We start from the raw sequence: 16,410 nt of genomic DNA on the forward strand, positions 1-16,410 counted from the left end.
CTCGATCAAGCGGCCGTCGCGGGGTCGGTGAGTACGCCCCGTTTTATCTGGTCCAGCTCGATAGATTCGAACAGCGCGCGGAAGTTCCCTTCACCAAAACCCTGGTCGCCCTTCCTCTGGATGATTTCGAAGAAGATCGGGCCGATCACGTTCTGCGTGAAAATTTGCAGCAGCAATTCGCGCGAGGTGTCGGTGGTGGTGCCGTCGACCAGGATGCGCAGGCGGCGCAGTTCGTCCAGGTTTTCGCCGTGGTTCGGCAGGCGCCGGTTGACCAGCTCGTAATAGGTTTCGATGGTGTCCTGGAAGGCGATGCCATCGTCCTTCATTTTCTGGATCGAGGCGTAGACGTCGTCGGTGCCCAGCGCGATGTGCTGGATGCCTTCGCCGTGGTATTCGTCGAGGTACTCGGCGATCTGCGATTTGTCGTCCGACGATTCATTGATCGGGATGCGGATTTTGCCGCACGGCGAAGTCATGGCTTTCGATTTCAGGCCAGTCAACTTGCCCTCGATATCGAAGTAGCGCACTTCGCGGAAATTGAACAGGTTCTCGTAGAAACCGGCCCATTCCTTCATGCGGCCGCGGTGCACATTGTGGGTCAGGTGGTCGATGTAGGTCAGGCCGCTGCCGACCGGATTGGCCACCGCGCCGGGGATGGCCACGAAGTCGACGTCGTAGATGCTGATGTCGCCGATGGCGTTGGCCGGCTGGCCCTTGGCCGCGCCCTTGCCGCGCCAGCGGTCGACCAGGTACAGCAGCGAATCACCGACACCCTTGATGGCGGGAACGTTCAGTTCCATCGGGCCGTTTTTATTGTCGAAACCCCAGGCGCCCAGCTCCAGCGCGCGTTGATAGGCAAACGCGGCGTCGTCAACGCGGATGGCGATGGCGCACACGCACGGGCCGTGGGTGCGGGCAAAACGCTGCGCGAACGAATCCTGCTCGGCGTTGATGATGAAATTGATCTCGCCCTGGCGATACAGGGTGACGTCCTTGTGGCGGTGCCGCGCGATGGCCGTAAAACCCATGCGTTCGAACAAAGCGCCCATGGCTTTGGGATCGGGGGCGGCGAACTCGACGAACTCGAAGCCGTCGGTGCCCATCGGATTGTCCCAGGGTTGGAATTGCATGCGCTGTCTCCTTGATTTTTGTCGAACAAGTATAGCCCTGCGCATCCGGCATAAAATGCCAAACGATTCCCCCACCTGCGCGAGAAGCGCAATAAAATTGCGGGATAAGTTCAATAGTGGAGCAAATATGTCAAAAATCGAACTAGATAAAACCGACCGCAAAATCCTTGCCATATTGCAGGAAGATGGTCGCCTGTCGAACCAGGACGTGGCCGAGAAAGTGAGCCTGTCGCCGTCGCCCTGCCTGCGCCGCGTCAAGCGGCTGGAAGAAGCGGGCGTGATTCGCCAGTACGTGGCGCTGCTCGATGCCGACAAGATCGGACTCGGTTTGCTGGCGTACGTGAATGTGCGGCTGGAAAAGCACAGCGATCCGCAAGGGAACAGCCGCATCCACCCGACCAGCCCGCGCAACGATTTTGCCTTGTCGGTGGCGAACTGGCCGGAGGTGGTGGCGTGCTATGCGATGACCGGCGAGATGGATTTTTTACTGCGCGTGCACGTGGAGGACATGGACCACTTTTCGCGGTTCATGATGGCAACCTTGCTGCGCCATCCGGCGGTGCTGGATGTGAAGTCGAGTTTTGCGTTACAGAAGATCAAGGAGACGACGGCGTTGCCATTGGTGTGAGCAAGCGCCTGCCGTTGGCTGCCGTGCAGACTGCTTATTTGCTGCGGTTGTTGGTCGGAATGCGCGCTTTCAGGGCGGCGATGCTGTTCACTTGCGCCGCGCAGTAAGTGGCGTTCGTTTTGGGATCACCGGGAATATTGCCGATATTTGTATAGCGCAGAAGGAGCGCTGGGATGGCGCTGGTATCGGCGCAAGCCCTGACGTAGTAGAAGTAATAAAGCAAATCCCATTGCAAGGTGCCTTCTGGAATGTCGGTGATGAGTTTGCCATCGGTGCCGCGTTGCATCGTGCCGTCACTATTCTTGCGTGCAGTGAGTTCATCGAGCGTCAGGGGCTGCGTTTCGTCAAAAATGCCATTCACCCATTGGCCCACATTGATCGGAACGCCACTGCCGTCCACACCGGCAGGCGGCGCGTTATTTTCGGCATGCGCCGCAAAGAGACGGATGACGACACTCGAAGGCAAATCGTAGCGCACGCCAAACCACTCAAAACTGGACAGGACATCCTGGTAGGTACTGCGTGTATCGTCGACCGATCCGGGGACGGTTTTCAGCAAGTTAATGCCCGCGAATGCGTCGTCAACCAGGAGTTTGTTGTTTGTCGCGAGAGACATCAACGAACCAAAGCTGTTGATATATGACGTGACCAGGTCGCTACCCGCTTTGGCGTTATACGACACCAGGTGCGAAACATAGTGCGTTGCTGGCGTAATGACAAAGAAGTTCAGGTCAGTCGTGACGAAGGGCGTTACCAGTTCCGTTGCGGTGTTGGCCTGCTTGGAGCCGTCAGCCTCGGAGATGAACGAGCCGCCAGTCGCCACGAAGCGAACCATGCCAGTGGGCGTACTGGTCAACTGCATCGTGAATTTTCCATCGGCGCCCGTCGCGGACGACACCCCGAGTACGCCGCCATTCGAGCCGTTCGGCAGGATCGCATACGCCTTGACAGTGGCGCCAACGGTGATGTTGCTGACGACCATGCCGGACACCATCGTCGTCGCGCTACCACTGGCTGGCTGACCGGTGTAGGGGTTGAGCGGGTTGACTGCACCCGGCACCGGAGCCGGGGCCGGGACGGGCTCAGTTGGTGTCGTGGGCGTCGCTGGGGTCGCCGGTGTTGTTGGCGTCGTTGCGGGTGTTGTGGGCGTGACCGGCGCGGTCGTCGCAGCAGGCGTGGCGGTCGAGGTACCACCACCACCACCGCCGCCGCAGCCGGAAAGCGCCACGATAGCGACCAGCGTCGCGATTACAGAATGCATCTTCATTGTTGTTCCTTGTAGGCGATCTGACTGACGGTATCGCCAGGACGACTACCGTGTGTCTAAAACTGACCGTCCATTATAGAAGTCAATTTCCACAAGGAAACTAAGATGTCGCTATTTTTGTGATTTTCCACAACACTTTGATTCTACCTGACGCGTGAAAAATCACGAAAATCGATGCGCAGGGGCGCGAATATCTATGCGTCTCCAGCGTCGCGGGGACGGGTTTTCTTCGGCTCGAACCACTTCACCGCCGCCCGGGCATTCGCCTTGAGCGTGTAATCGATCATCGCAAACTGCTCCTCGAGCGCCTCCTGCAACACGCTGCCCGGATTCGGCGGCGGCAGCTGCAGATACGCATCGGCCTCGCCATACTCGCGCTTGATCTCCATCCCCGCCTTTTTGGCGATGTGCATCATCACCCGGTTAGACGACAGGCACTGCATGTACAGCGTATCGACATCCTGGTTGCGGCAATGCATGGCGGCCCGTTCGAACAGGCGCGAACCGATACCCAGGCCGCGTGCCGACTTCGACACCGATACCCCGAACTCGGCCACGCGTTCCTTCTCGGTCGCCTCGGTCTTCGGCGCAAACGCCAGGTGGCCCACGGCGACCAATTTAAAAACGTTGTTGTAGACGCCCAGCACCACGTCGCGCGAAAAATCGATTTTGTTGACGTACTTGATGACTTGCTCATCGGGCAGGACGGTGCCGAAGCGCAGCAGGCGGTCGCTGTTGTCGAGGCCCATGAAGTGTTTCAGCATGCGGCGGCGGTCGCGCTCCTGCAATTGCTTGACAATGACAAGGGCGCGGCGCTTGCGGTTCCACCAACGGCTAAACACGCTGCCTGAGACTGGGACTGGGACTGGAACGGGAGGGGATTCGGGCTTGTCGGCCATGACTTGCAACCTGTCTTGTGCGCTGCGCCAAAGAACCTATTCTAGCGTACTTGTTTGCCAGTTAGCGCCAGCTCGCCTTCACCGCGCTCACACGCGCCTGGTAGACGGCGTCGGGAATGCGCTGCTTGTTGTCACCGCACTGCGCAGCAATCGCGCCCGCATCGACACCGCGTGCCGCCGCCAGCGCAGCGAGCAGATAAGCCGCCTGCGGATACGGCTTGGTACGGAAATCGTGCCCGCCCCCGACCCGCCCGCGCGCGTCGCACTCGGCGGCCAGCAGCATCTGGCCGAAGCGCTCCGGTTTGCGAAAGCCATCGCAGCGCGTGAACAGTGTGACCACCGTGGTGGCATTGAGTTCCAACGCGCGGTGCAAGTTACCGTGTTCGCGCGCCGTCATGACTGCCAGGTCGCGGCACTCCGTCGGCACGCGCAGGCGCGCACAGACCGCTTCGACCAGCGCCACACCCAGTCCCTCGTGGCCGTGGTGGCGCGGCCATTCTTGCGCTGGCGTGACGCCTTTGCCCAGGTCGTGCATCAGCGCGGCGAAGCGTACCGGCAGCGCGTAATCACAAGCGGCGGCGTAGTCGAGCACCTGCATCACGTGCACGCCGGTATCAATTTCCGGGTGGTGCGCCACCGGCTGCGGCACACCCCACAACGCATCCAGTTCGGGCAGGATGCGCACCAGCGCGCCGCAGTCGCGCAGCACGGCGAACATGCGCGACGGCCGCTTCTCCATCAGCCCGCGTGCCAGCTCTTGCCAGACGCGCTCGGCCACCAGCGCATCGACTTCGCCGTCGTCGACCATACGGCGCATCAGGATATTGGTTTCGGGTGCCACGTCGAAATCGGCAAAGCGCGCGGCAAAGCGCGCCAGGCGCAGAATACGCACCGGATCTTCTGTAAAGGCGTTCGAGACGTGCCGGAAAATGCGGTTGGCGATATCCTTCTGGCCGCCGTAGGGGTCGACCAGCACGCCGTCGTCACCCTGGGCGATGGCGTTGATGGTGAGATCGCGACGCACCAGGTCGTCTTCCAGCGTGACATCGGGCGCGGCGTGAACCGCGAAGCCGCTGTAGCCGGGCGCGGTCTTGCGTTCGGTGCGCGCCAGCGCATATTCTTCGTGCGTGTGCGGGTGCAGGAACACCGGAAAATCCTTGCCCACCGGTTTGTAACCGGCGGCCAGCATGGCTTCCGGGGTGGCGCCGACAACGACGTGGTCGCGGTCCTTGATAGGCAAGCCGAGCAAGGCGTCGCGCACGGCGCCGCCGACAATGTAGGTCTTGAATGCGGTCTTCACGTCGGCAAATCGTCTTCGTGGAAACTCGCCTTCTCGGTTTCGGCCATCGCTTCGCGCACCCAGCGCGCCACGGCCGGATGGGCCTGGACGCGCTCGCAATACGCTTGCAGCGCCGGCGCCAGCGACACGCCATAGGTTTTGAAGCGCATCACCACCGGCGCAAAAAACGCGTCGGCAATCGAGAAATCGCCGAACAGGAAGGCATGATGGCCGTAGGTAGCCAGGCAATCTTCCCAGATTTCGCAGATGCGGCCGATATCACCCTGGGCTTCATTGCTGCGTCCACGGCCCGGCAAGGACGCCTGGATATTCATCGACATGGCGCTGCGCAAGCCGGTAAAACCGCTGTGCATCTCGGCCGTGATGGAGCGCGCCAGCGCGCGCGCCGCCACATCGCGTGGCCACATGTGCAGGTCGGGAAATTGTTCGGCCAGGTATTCGCAGATGGCCAGGCTGTCCCAGACGCTGATCTCGCCGGCCACCAGCACGGGCACCCGTCCGGCATGCGTAAAGCGCGCGATGATGGCGGCCGTTTCCGGCTGGTCGAGCAGAATGCGCACTTCATTGAACGGGATGCCGAAGGCGACCGCGGCCACCCACGGCCGCATCGACCAGGATGAGTAATTCTTGTTGCCAATGACAAGGGTCAAGCCGGGCTGGCGCGCGCGGTCGAGGGCATTGGACAGCGTGGGGTCAAGTTCTGTGCTCTGCATGACGGCTCCCTGATGGAATTTGATTAACGGCCGGCGCGGGCGCGGAACTGGTCGAGCCGATCGAGCGTGGACAGGTAGCGCGGCGCCACCGCTTCCAGTGCGGTCGGCTTGATGCCCAGCGCCACGGCAGTGGTTTCCTGGATGGCGGGGTCGATGACGTTGTCGACCTTCATCGAATCGAGGTTATCGCGCGTCATCATCGGCGTGCCCGGCAAAATTTCAAACAGCATCGCCTGCAGGCGCCCCAGCGCCGCCGGCAGCCCGAACACTGGGCGCACATGGCCGCTGTAGTGGCCGGCCAGGCGCACCAGCTCGGCCAGGCTGTAGATTTGCGGGCCGCCCAGCTGAAACACCTGGTGGCGGGTTTTCGGGTCGCGCAGCGCGTGCACGAAGGCGTCGGCCACGTCGCCCACGTACACCGGCTGGAAGTCGGCGTCGGCGCAGGCCAGCGGCATGAACGGCAGCATGCTTTGCAGGCGCGCGAACATGTTCAAAAAACTGTCGCCCGGGCCAAACACGACCGAAGGACGGAAAATGGTCGCCGCCACTTCCGGGTGCGCGCGCGCCGCTTCTTCGCCGGCTGCCTTCGAGCGCTGGTACATCGACGGGCCATCGACGGCCGCGCCCAGTGCGCTCATGTGCAGGTAGCGCGCCACGCCGGCCCTGGCGCAGGCGTCGACGATGCGGCGCGGCAGGTCCACGTGCGCGCGCTTGAATTCGGGGCCGTAGGGCGTGCCGCGGCGCGAATGCAGCACGCCAACCAGGTTGATGGCCGCGTCACAACCGGCCACCAGCCGGGCCAGCGCGGCATCGTCGTGGATATCCGCCTCGACGATGGTCACGCGCGGCAAAAACACCAGGTGCTGCGCGTGTAGGGCGCGGCGCGTGGCGACCGTTACGGCGACGCCCTCCTGCACCAGGCGCGCCACCAGGTGGCTGCCGATGAAACCGGTCGCGCCAAAAACAACAACGTTCATATCTCGCATCATGTTCTTTTTCTGTGAAAGTCAGGGCAGGCCGGCGGCGGCGCCGCGCGGCGTGATGGTGCCGATCCGGGCTTTGAGCGATTGCGGCTTCTTCTCGAACAGCGCGGCGTAATTGGTCGCATTACTCATCACGTTGCGCACATAGCCACGCGTTTCGGTGAATGGAATCGATTCGATGAAGATGGCCCCTTCCATCGGCTGGTCGAGCGTGGCGCGCCAGGTGCGCGAGCGCCCCGGGCCGGCGTTGTAAGCGGCGGTGGCCAGCACCTGGGAGCCGTCGGCGTTGGCCAGCACCATGTTCATGTAGTTGGCGCCGAGCGTGATATTGGTGCGCAGATCGTTGAGCATGCCGTGCACGAAATCGGTCAGCCCGATCTTGGCGGCCACGAATTTACCGGTGGCCGGCATCACCTGCATCAGGCCCGAGGCACCGACGCCCGACTGGGCATCGACGATGAAGCGCGACTCTTGCCGGATCAGCCCGTACACCCAGGCTTTATCCAGGTTCAGGCTTTGCGCGGTCGGGTGCACCAGATCGTTGTGCGGCGCCGGGAAACGCTGGCTGTAGTCGAACTCGGTACGGGTGCGCTCGGACGTGTTCACCATGCGGTCGAGGATATTGTTCTGGCGCGCGAATTCCGCGCTGGCCAGCAGTTGACGCTCGCTCATCCCGCGCAGCGCCCAGTTCCATTCGCGCGTGCCTTCGAAACGCAGCCGCATGCCGAAAAATTTCAGCGCGCGGCGCAGGTCGGGGTTGGCGGACACCTGCGCCAGTTCGGCTGCGCTCGGCGTCATTGCCGCCGGTGGAATGCTGATCAATTGCCCCAGCTCTTCCATGGCCAACTGGCCATAAAAACTGTTTTGCTCGGCGATGCGGGAGAACAACGGCCGGGCCGCCTCGCGCCCGTCCGCCGTACTGGCCAGCGATCGGGCCAGCCAGTAGGTCCAGGTGTTCTCGGCGCGCAGAATGGGCGGCATCGCTTCGATGGTGGCGCGCACCATTTTCCAGTCGCCATGGCGCAGCGCGATGCGGGTTTTCCACATCGCCTGGTCGTTCGACAGCGCGGCGCCGGTCGTACGGCGCCAGTCATCGTATGCCTCGGGCGCGAGCTTCATCGATGCCGCCAGCGCGATGCTGGCCCAGCCGAGCGCGACTTCGTCGGGCGTCAGGCGTGGCGTGTTCTTGTCCAGCGCCACCTTCGCCAACGGCAGGCTGGTGCGCGCCATGCGGCCGACGGCGACCAGATAGATTTCATGCTCGGCCCGGCTATCGCCAATACCGCGCGCCATTGCCAGCGCCGGCACGTCGACGGCCTGCGCCGCGCGCGTGTCGGACGCACCCAGCAGCACGGCGATGCGTTTCGCCGGACCCGTGGCATGCTGTTCGCCGGCCAGACGCAATTGCGTCAACAAATCGTTCTGGCTGAACTGGTTAGCCTGGGCGAGTTGCGCAATCAGGCCGCCGCAACCGTCGCCATAACCCGGTGGGCTGAGCAACAGCGCACGCGCATCCGCTGCCACGTTTTCTCCCTTGGCAAGGCGCGATTGCAGCGCGTAACACTTCACCTGCGTGTCGTCCTTTAATACGAACAGGGGAAATTCGCGGTCAAAATTGGCCCAGTCGCCCTGACGGCCCAGTTCCAGCAGCCAGTCGTTGCGCATGCGGTCGGCAATCGCCATGCCTTGGTATCTGGCGAGGTAGGCCATGACTTCGGGGGCGCTGGCGTCCTTCAGGCGCGGTTTGAGCCGATAATAGTCGACGTAGCCGGGAATGGCGTAATTCGGCAGGCGCGCCGCCAGTGCCGCGGCTTTATTGGTATCGTTCTGGCGTACCGCGTCGCGCAGTTGCAGAAATACGTCATCGTCCGCGTTGCTATTGGGCGAACTCGGCAACACTGCAGGGGCCGTGGCGGCGTCCTGCACCGGGCGGTACAGCGCCGCCGAGTCGGGCTCGGGCAAATCGGTCGTCTGGGCCAGTGCAGTACAGGATGCGGCCGCCACCAGCGCGCCCACTAACATTTTCAACGGAACCATCGATGCAACTCTCACTCAGTGCTTCAGTTAAACCATGACTGGCGAGTCAAGAATACCACGCGCCCCAACGGCGCCGCCAGCCTTGAATCGGGACGACCAGGATACGGCCGCGCTGGCCAAGCAGGCGCTGCGCCTGGCGCTCAGGCAGGCACGCGCCGCTGTCGCGCCCGCTACCCGGGTGCAATGGGACGCCACCATCGGCGCCCAGTTGCTGGCCTGGTGGCGTTTGCGTCAGTTCCCCGCCATCGGTGTGTATTGGCCGTTGGCGGGGGAACCCGACTTGCGGGCAGCCTACGCGGAATTGGCCGATGCAGGCGTACGGCTGGCCTTGCCGGTGGTACTGGCGCGCGATCACGCGCTCGCTTTCGCCGAGTGGACGCCCGGTGAAGCGATGGCCAAAGACCTGATGGGCATGACGGTGCCGGCCCGCTTGCGCATGCTGGAACGCCCCCCGGCACTGGTGATTCCCTGCCTGGGTTACTCGGACGAAGGCTACCGGGTGGGCTATGGCGGCGGCTTTTATGACCGCACGCTTGCCGACGCAATTCGGCCGGCCACGGTCGGCGTGGCGTACAGTGGGCAGCGCGCGGTGTTCAGCCCGGCGCCGTTCGACGTCGCGCTGGACGTCATCTTTACGGAAAAAACATGAAAACCGCCGTCTTCAGTGCACGCCGCTACGACCAGACCCTGCTCACGGCAGCCAATACCGGCAAGCGCCATGAACTTTCCTTCCTGCAGGACCGCCTGACGCTGGACACGGTCGCGCTGGCCAAGGGCTGCGCCGCCGTCTGCGTGTTCGTCAACGACACCGTCGACGCCGCCGTGCTGACCGCGCTGGCCGCCCAGGGCACAAAACTGGTCGCCACCCGCTCCACCGGCTTTAACCATATCGATACGGTCGCCGCCGACAAGCTTGGCATCGCCGTGGTGCGCGTCACCGAGTACTCGCCGTATTCCGTTGCCGAGTTCGCCGTGGGCCTGCTGCTGGCCGTGAACCGCAAGATTGCACGCGCCAGCACGCGCACGCGCGACGGCAATTTCGAGCTGGACGGCTTGATGGGTTTCGACTTGCACGGCAAGACGGTGGGGGTGGTCGGCACCGGCAAGATCGGCCTGATTTTTGCGCAGATCATGCGCGGCTTCGGCTGTACCGTGGTCGGCCACGATCCATACCCCGCGCCAGCCTTTGAAGCGCTGGGCGGACGTTACCTGCCGATCGCGGAACTGCTGGCGTGCAGCGACGTGGTGTCGCTGCACTGCCCGCTGACAGAAGCGAATCGCCATATCATCAACGCCACTGCACTGGCTGACATGAAGCGCGGCTGCATCCTGGTGAATACCAGCCGCGGCGGACTGGTCGATACGGAAGCGGCCGTGGAAGCGCTGAAAACCGCCCAGCTGGGCGGGCTGGCCCTGGACGTCTACGAGCAGGAAGCCAGTCTGTTTTTCCAGGATTTATCGTCGACCATCATCACCGACGATGTGATCCAGCGCCTGGTGTCGTTCCCGAACGTGATCGTCACCGGCCACCAGGCGTTTTTCACCGAAGAGGCCATCGGCCAGATCATGGCCACCACCATCGAGAGCATCAGTGCTTTTGAAGATGGCGCGCCGTTGTCAAACCGGGTACCGCTGCCGGCGTGATCGCTACTGGCTGGCTGGTCGCGCGGCGGGCTTTGCGCTTGCGCGCCCAGATCAGCACGCCCGTCACGCTGAGCATGGCGACCAGCGCGCCCATGATGGAAATGAACACGCGCCCGGCCACGCCGAGAATGCGGCCCGAGTGCAGTGGAAACTGGGCTTGCAGGAAGATGTCGCCGGCGCTGCCGGTGCCGGGCAGGAAAGCGCCTGCGGGCGCACCGCTGCGGCCATCGACATACAGCCAATTATTGCCCAGGCCGCCATCGCCGTGGTCATTGCCTGGCGCAAAAAAGCCGATGCCGTACACGCCGAACAAGGGCGCATAGAACAAGCCGCCCACGGGCGTGGTCCAGCCGCGTTTATCGGCTTCTGCCTGGGCCAGCGCGATGGCTTGATCGCGCGAAAGCAGCGGCTCGATGGGCTGGTCGAGCGGGCGCGGGGTCATGGTGTCGAAGGCGGTGGGCGTGAGCGTGGAAAACTGCGCCACCAGCGGGCGCATCACCTGTGTCGTCAAATTCATCGAGACCGACGTGATGGCCAGCACCAGCAGCAACAGCCAGACCCAGACCGCACCCGAGCGGTGCAAATCGAAATTGAGTTTATGGCCGCCGGCTTTCCAGCGGAACGCGAACGACTTCCTCCACCCCTTCCAGCTTGGAAACGACAACCACAAGGCAATGCCGCAGTCGAGCACCCACGCCATCGCAATCAAACCCATCAGCCAGATGCCCAGCTCGATGCCGCCGGCTTCCGGCAAGTGCATCGTGTAATGCAATTTGTACAGGAAGGGCAGCAGGTTTTCGCGGCTGAGCGAAATTTCTCCCCATTGCCGCTTGCCCTGGATCTGCGCCGTGGCAGGGTCGATGGCGACCTGGTTGAAGCCGAGCTCGAACGGCTTGCCGGTGGCCGGATCGATGCGCCCTTCCACCGACATCAGCGAGGTATGGCCCGGCTCAACGGTGGTGAGCATGTAGGTGACGCGCAGGCGCGGATCCTGCTGCTCGAGGCGAGAGGCAAGCAAGGTGCCGGGCAACTCGGGTGCGCTGGTTTTGGCCTGGAACAGCGCGGGATTGAGCGCGGCGTCGAGTTCGTGGTCCCACGAAATGAAGGCGCCGGTGACACCCGAGATAAATAGAAAGATGGCGGCAGCGAGACCGAACCAGCGGTGCCAGATGACGAACAGGGGGCGCAGTGCAAACATGGGAACCTTGAAGTTGGGTGACACGCACCAGGACGCACGCCAATGAGAATGATTCTCATTATAGAAAAAGTACCGGGAGTTAGCAAGCGCCGTGCGCTTACTGCCTTCCGGTTGCTGTATGTACGTACATTCATGAGCCATTTTCATAGCTGCATGCGATGCCCGGTGCTTATCGCGGAGTGCTACTTTCGGTACACTCACCGCTTACCTCTTTGGAGTCCTGTCCATGCTGCTTGGTGCTGTCCGCGTCGCCTTACGCCGGCCCTATACATTTGTCGTGCTGGCGCTCATGCTGGTCATCATCGGTCCGCTGGCCGCGCTGCGCACGCCGACCGATATTTTTCCCGACATCCGCATCCCCGTCATCGCCGTCGCCTGGCAATACACCGGCTTGCCGCCCGACCAGATGGCCGGCCGCATTTCGACGCTGTTCCAGCGCACCCTGACCACCACCGTCAACGATGTCGAACACATCGAAGCGAATACCTATCCGGGCATCAGCGTCGTCAAGATTTTCTTTCAGCCGGGCGTGAACATTGCGACCGCGAATGCGCAGGTCACGGCCATCTCGCAGGTTGCCCTGCGCCAGATGCCAGCCGGCACCACGCCACCGCTGATCATCAACTACAACGCGGCCACGGTGCCGATCCTGCAGCTGGCCCTGTCCGGCGCCGGCCTGAACGAACAGCAGCTGTTCGACCTGGGTTTTAATACCGTGAGAACGCCGCTGGTGACCGTGAATGGCGCCGCCATCCCCTTGCCGTACGGCGGCAAGCAGCGCCAGGTGCAGATCGACCTGAAACCGGATGCGCTGCAGGCGCGCGGCCTGTCGGCGCAGGACGTGGCCAATGCGCTGGCCACGCAAAACGTGCTGGTGCCGATCGGCACCCAAAAGATCGGCAGCTTTGAATACACGCTGCAACTCAATAGCGCGCCGTCGGCCATCGCCGACCTGGGCCGGCTGCCTGTCAAGGTGGTCAACGGCACCACGATTTTGATGCGCGACGTGGCCGACGTCCATGACGGCAATGCGCCGCAAACGAATATCGTCCACGTCGACGGCAAGCGCTCGGTGCTCATGTCGGTGCTGAAAAACGGCACCGCGTCGACCCTGGCCATCGTCGACGGCGTGCGCGCCAAACTGGAGACGCTGAAACCGGGCTGGCCGGAGGTGCTGCGGGTCACGCCGATCAACGACCAGTCGCTGTTCGTGCGCGCGGCCGTGAAAGGCGTGGCGCTCGAAGGCGTAATTGCCGCGCTGCTGACCAGCATCATGATCCTGCTGTTCCTGGGCAGCTGGCGCTCCACCGTCATCATCGCGATCTCGATTCCGCTGTCGATTCTCGGCTCTATCATCGCGCTGGCCGCGTTTGGCGAAACCCTGAATTTGATGACGCTGGGCGGCCTGGCGCTGGCGGTCGGCATCCTGGTCGACGACGCCACCGTCACCATCGAAAACATCAACTGGCACCTCGAGCAAGGGAAAGAAGTCGAGCAATCGATTCTGGATGGCGCGACCCAGATCGTCACGCCGGCACTGGTCTCGCTGCTGTGCATCTGCATTGTGTTCATTCCGATGTTTTTCCTCGAAGGCGTGTCGCGCTTCCTGTTCGTGCCGATGGCCGAAGCGGTGATTTTTGCCATGGTCTGCTCGTTCATCCTGTCGCGTACGCTGGTGCCGACGATGGCCAACTTCCTGCTGCAAAAACACGCAGCGCACGGCACCGCCCGCTCGACCAATCCGCTGGCCCGCTTCCAGCGCGGTTTTGAAGCCCGCTTCGAGCACTTGCGCGGCGGCTACAAGAACGTTTTACATAGCGCCATCACGCGCCGCAGTTTGTTCCTGCCGGTGTTCGCCGTCGCCGTGCTGGCCTCGTTCGCCTTGGTCCCTTTTATTGGCAGCAATTTCTTCCCCTCCGTCGATTCCGGCCAGGTGCTGATGCACGTGCGCGTACCGGTCGGCACCCGCGTCGAAGAGACGGCCGTGCGCTTCGCCGCCATCGACCAGGCCATCCGGCGCGTGATTCCCTCCGCCGAAATCGAGACCATGGTCGACAACATCGGCCTGCCGGCATCCAGCATCAACCTCACCTACAACAACACCGGCGTGATGGGTTCGCAGGATGGCGACTTCCAGGTGTCGCTCAAGGAAGGCCATGGCCCGACGGCCGATTACGTGCGCAGGCTGCGCGAGGAATTGCCACGCGCGTTTCCCGACACCACGTTTTCCTTCCCGCCGGCGGACATCGTCAGCCAGATTTTGAACTTTGGTGCGCCGGCCCCGATCGACATCCAGGTGCGCGGCCGCGACGTTGCCGGCAACTACGCCTACGCGCAAATGTTGCTGAAAAAAGTGCGCGCGATTCCCGGCGTGGCCGACCCGCGCATCCAGCAATCGGCCAGTGCGCCAACCTTCAACATCGACGTCAACCGCACCCAGGCCCAGCAACTCGGCTTGACGACGCGCGACGTGACCAACAGCCTGGTGGTCAACCTGGCCGGCAGCAGCCAGGTTGCGCCGACCTTCTGGCTGAACCCCGCCAACGGCGTCAGCTATTCCATCGTCATGCAGACGCCGCAATATCAACTCGACTCGCTGGAATCCTTGTCGAACCTGCCGATCGGGACCGGCACCGCGGCCGGCAACGCGACGCTGGGCGCCGTGGCCAGTTTCAATCGCGGCCGCAGCAGCGCCCTGATCAGCCAGTACGACATCCAGCCGATGGTGCAACTGCACGCCGCCACCCAGGACCGCGACCTGGGCGCCGTCGCGGCCGACATCCGGCGCGTGCTGGCCGAGACCAAAGCGCAGTTGCCGAAAGGTTCCAGCGTCGAGATGTTGGGCCAGGTGCGCACGATGGAGCGCGCCTTTTCCGGCCTGCTGTTCGGTCTGTTAGGTGCGATCGTGCTGATTTATTTGCTGATCGTGGTGAATTTTCAGTCGTGGAGCGACCCGGCCGTGATCGTCGGCGCGCTGCCGGCCGCGCTGGCCGGCATCGTCTGGATGCTGTTTGCCACCGGCACCACGCTGTCCGTGCCGGCGCTCACCGGCGCCATCATGTGCATGGGCGTGGCTACCGCCAACAGCGTGCTGGTCATTACCTTTGCGCGCGAACGCTTGCCGGAACTGGGCGATGCATCGGCCGCGGCTCTGGATGCAGGGTTCGTGCGCTTCCGCCCGGTGTTGATGACGGCGCTGGCGATGATCATCGGCATGCTGCCGATGGCGCTGGGCCTGGGCGAAGGCGGCGAACAGAATGCGCCGCTGGGCCGCGCCGTGATCGGTGGCCTGCTGTTTTCGACAATTGCCACGCTGGTGTTCGTGCCAGTGTTGTTCAGCCTGGTACACGACCGCAAGGCGCGCAAGCGCACCGTTACCTCCCCTCTTCCTGGAGTGCCTGTTCATGCCCACTAATTTCCTGCGCTCGCGCACGTCCCGCGCAGTCACCGGCATCGTCGTCGTGGCCGGTATCGTCGTCGTGGCCGGCGCCGTCAGCCGCCATTCGCAGGCCGAGCGCCTGCACGCTTCCGCCACTGCGCGTAGCGTCCCCACCGTGAAATTGATCGCGCCGACCAGTGGCGCCGTCTCCGCGCTGGAATTGCCGGCGCGGGTGGAAGCCTGGGCCCGCGCGCCCATCTACGCGCGCGTGTCCGGCTACCTGCAAAACTACAAGGTCGACATCGGTGCGCCGGTCAAAGCCGGGCAGGTGCTGGCCACCATCGAGACGCCCGACGTCGACCAGCAACTGCTGCAGGCGCAGGGCGAACTGGCCGTGGCGCGCAGCACCCTGGCGCTGGCCGACACCACGTCGGCGCGCTGGAAAACGCTGCGCGCCGTGAATGCCGTGTCGGCCCAGGAAGCCGACGACAAGCTGGGCGACTCTAGCGCCAAGCGGGCGCAGGTGCAGGCTTTATCGGCCAACGTCGAGCGCATGCAGCAGATGCAGCGCTACGCGAAACTGGTGGCGCCGTTCGATGGCGTCGTCACGGCGCGCAACACCGATGTGGGCGCGCTGATCAATGCCGGCGGCACGGTCGGGAGCGAGCTGTTCGTCGTGTCCGACATCAGCCGCCTGCGCGTGTACGTGAACGTGCCGCAGCGCCAGGTGGCACTGATCAAGGCCGGCGACAAGGCCATGCTGACAGTACCGGAACGCGATGGCAAAACGTATGCGGCGGTGGTGCAGTCGCTGGCACGCTCGATCAATACCGGGTCGGGCGCGATGCTGGTGCAGCTGACGGTGGACAACACGGCGGGCGATTTACTGCCGGGGGCGTTTGCCAATGTGCGCTTCGATTTGCCGGGGGCGACGGGCGGGCTGAGTGTGCCGCCGGGGGCGCTGATTTACGGGAAGGATGGGGTGCGCGTGGCGACTGTCGACGCGAACAATCGGGTGCTGCTGAAACCGGTAGCGGTGGGGCGGGATCTGGGGACGGTGGTGGAGGTGGCCAGCGGGATTGCGCAAGGCGAGCGGGTGATTGATAGTCCGCCGGATGGGATTGCAACGGGGGATCAGGTGCAGATGGCGGCGAGGTAACGGTTTTTGATGCTAAGTATGGGTACCGGCTTTCGCCGGTATGACGGTTTTTTGGCCGCTGACTTCAAGACCG

General features: G+C 63.3%; 13 protein-coding genes. 5 read left to right on the forward strand and 8 right to left on the reverse strand.

Annotated features, from left to right (window positions below; all coding sequences use genetic code 11):
• Positions 1-5: 5 nt before the first annotated feature.
• Positions 6-1,130 (reverse strand): 4-hydroxyphenylpyruvate dioxygenase, encoded by a 1,125-nt coding sequence (hppD, locus tag V6M87_RS17890; RefSeq protein WP_332878010.1) that lies wholly within the window; start codon positions 1,128-1,130, stop codon positions 6-8.
• Between the two features lie 127 nt (positions 1,131-1,257).
• Between hppD and V6M87_RS17895 the strand changes: the two genes are divergently transcribed.
• Complete coding sequence (locus V6M87_RS17895; protein ID WP_332878011.1) at positions 1,258-1,758, forward strand: Lrp/AsnC family transcriptional regulator; 501 nt, start codon at positions 1,258-1,260, stop codon at positions 1,756-1,758.
• Between the two features lie 34 nt (positions 1,759-1,792).
• On the opposite strand, the gene V6M87_RS17900 is transcribed toward V6M87_RS17895, so the two are convergent.
• The 6 genes from V6M87_RS17900 to V6M87_RS17925 form a co-directional block, all read right to left on the reverse strand.
• Positions 1,793-3,025: a hypothetical protein gene (locus V6M87_RS17900; protein ID WP_332878012.1), complete on the reverse strand. Its 1,233-nt coding sequence runs from the start codon at positions 3,023-3,025 to the stop codon at positions 1,793-1,795.
• Positions 3,026-3,219: 194 nt separating this feature from the next.
• Positions 3,220-3,867: a GNAT family N-acetyltransferase gene (locus V6M87_RS17905; protein ID WP_332878013.1), complete on the reverse strand. Its 648-nt coding sequence runs from the start codon at positions 3,865-3,867 to the stop codon at positions 3,220-3,222.
• Positions 3,868-3,985: 118 nt separating this feature from the next.
• On the reverse strand, positions 3,986-5,224 hold the full coding sequence (locus V6M87_RS17910; protein WP_332878014.1) for a multifunctional CCA addition/repair protein: 1,239 nt from the start codon (positions 5,222-5,224) through the stop codon (positions 3,986-3,988).
• The gene (locus tag V6M87_RS17915; RefSeq protein ID WP_332878015.1) at positions 5,221-5,937 is read right to left on the reverse strand and encodes a glutathione S-transferase family protein; all 717 of its coding nucleotides are present in this window, start codon (positions 5,935-5,937) and stop codon (positions 5,221-5,223) included. The genes V6M87_RS17910 and V6M87_RS17915 overlap by 4 nt, the downstream gene beginning before the upstream one ends.
• Positions 5,938-5,960: 23 nt before the next feature.
• The gene (locus V6M87_RS17920) at positions 5,961-6,923 is read right to left on the reverse strand and encodes a complex I NDUFA9 subunit family protein (RefSeq protein WP_332878132.1); all 963 of its coding nucleotides are present in this window, start codon (positions 6,921-6,923) and stop codon (positions 5,961-5,963) included.
• 21 nt (positions 6,924-6,944) lie between these two features.
• Complete coding sequence (locus V6M87_RS17925) at positions 6,945-8,942, reverse strand: transglycosylase SLT domain-containing protein (protein WP_442920613.1); 1,998 nt, start codon at positions 8,940-8,942, stop codon at positions 6,945-6,947.
• A gap of 97 nt (positions 8,943-9,039) precedes the next feature.
• On the opposite strand from V6M87_RS17925, the gene V6M87_RS17930 reads away from it, so the two are divergent.
• Positions 9,040-9,606 carry a 5-formyltetrahydrofolate cyclo-ligase gene (locus tag V6M87_RS17930; RefSeq protein WP_332878017.1) on the forward strand — a complete coding sequence of 189 codons (567 nt, stop codon included), beginning with the start codon at positions 9,040-9,042 and terminating at the stop codon, positions 9,604-9,606.
• Complete coding sequence (locus V6M87_RS17935) at positions 9,603-10,601, forward strand: 2-hydroxyacid dehydrogenase (protein WP_332878018.1); 999 nt, start codon at positions 9,603-9,605, stop codon at positions 10,599-10,601. Before V6M87_RS17930 ends, V6M87_RS17935 begins: the two co-directional genes overlap by 4 nt.
• Here the strand turns inward: V6M87_RS17935 and V6M87_RS17940 are convergent.
• Positions 10,546-11,790, reverse strand: coding sequence for a PepSY-associated TM helix domain-containing protein (locus tag V6M87_RS17940; protein ID WP_332878133.1), 1,245 nt, complete (start codon positions 11,788-11,790; stop codon positions 10,546-10,548). The two genes, V6M87_RS17935 and V6M87_RS17940, sit on opposite strands and share 56 nt — an antisense overlap.
• A 238-nt stretch (positions 11,791-12,028) precedes the next feature.
• Here V6M87_RS17940 and V6M87_RS17945 point away from each other — a divergent pair, with 238 nt between their 5' ends.
• Both V6M87_RS17945 and V6M87_RS17950 read left to right on the forward strand, forming a co-directional pair.
• Positions 12,029-15,214, forward strand: a complete 3,186-nt coding sequence (locus tag V6M87_RS17945) for an efflux RND transporter permease subunit (protein WP_332878134.1) — start codon at positions 12,029-12,031, stop codon at positions 15,212-15,214.
• Positions 15,204-16,337, forward strand: coding sequence for an efflux RND transporter periplasmic adaptor subunit (locus tag V6M87_RS17950; RefSeq protein ID WP_332878019.1), 1,134 nt, complete (start codon positions 15,204-15,206; stop codon positions 16,335-16,337). Before V6M87_RS17945 ends, V6M87_RS17950 begins: the two co-directional genes overlap by 11 nt.
• The last annotated feature ends 73 nt before the right edge of the window (positions 16,338-16,410 follow it).

Source organism: Massilia sp. S19_KUP03_FR1 (assembly GCF_036688685.1).
Taxonomy (GTDB): domain Bacteria; phylum Pseudomonadota; class Gammaproteobacteria; order Burkholderiales; family Burkholderiaceae_D; genus JALYUM01.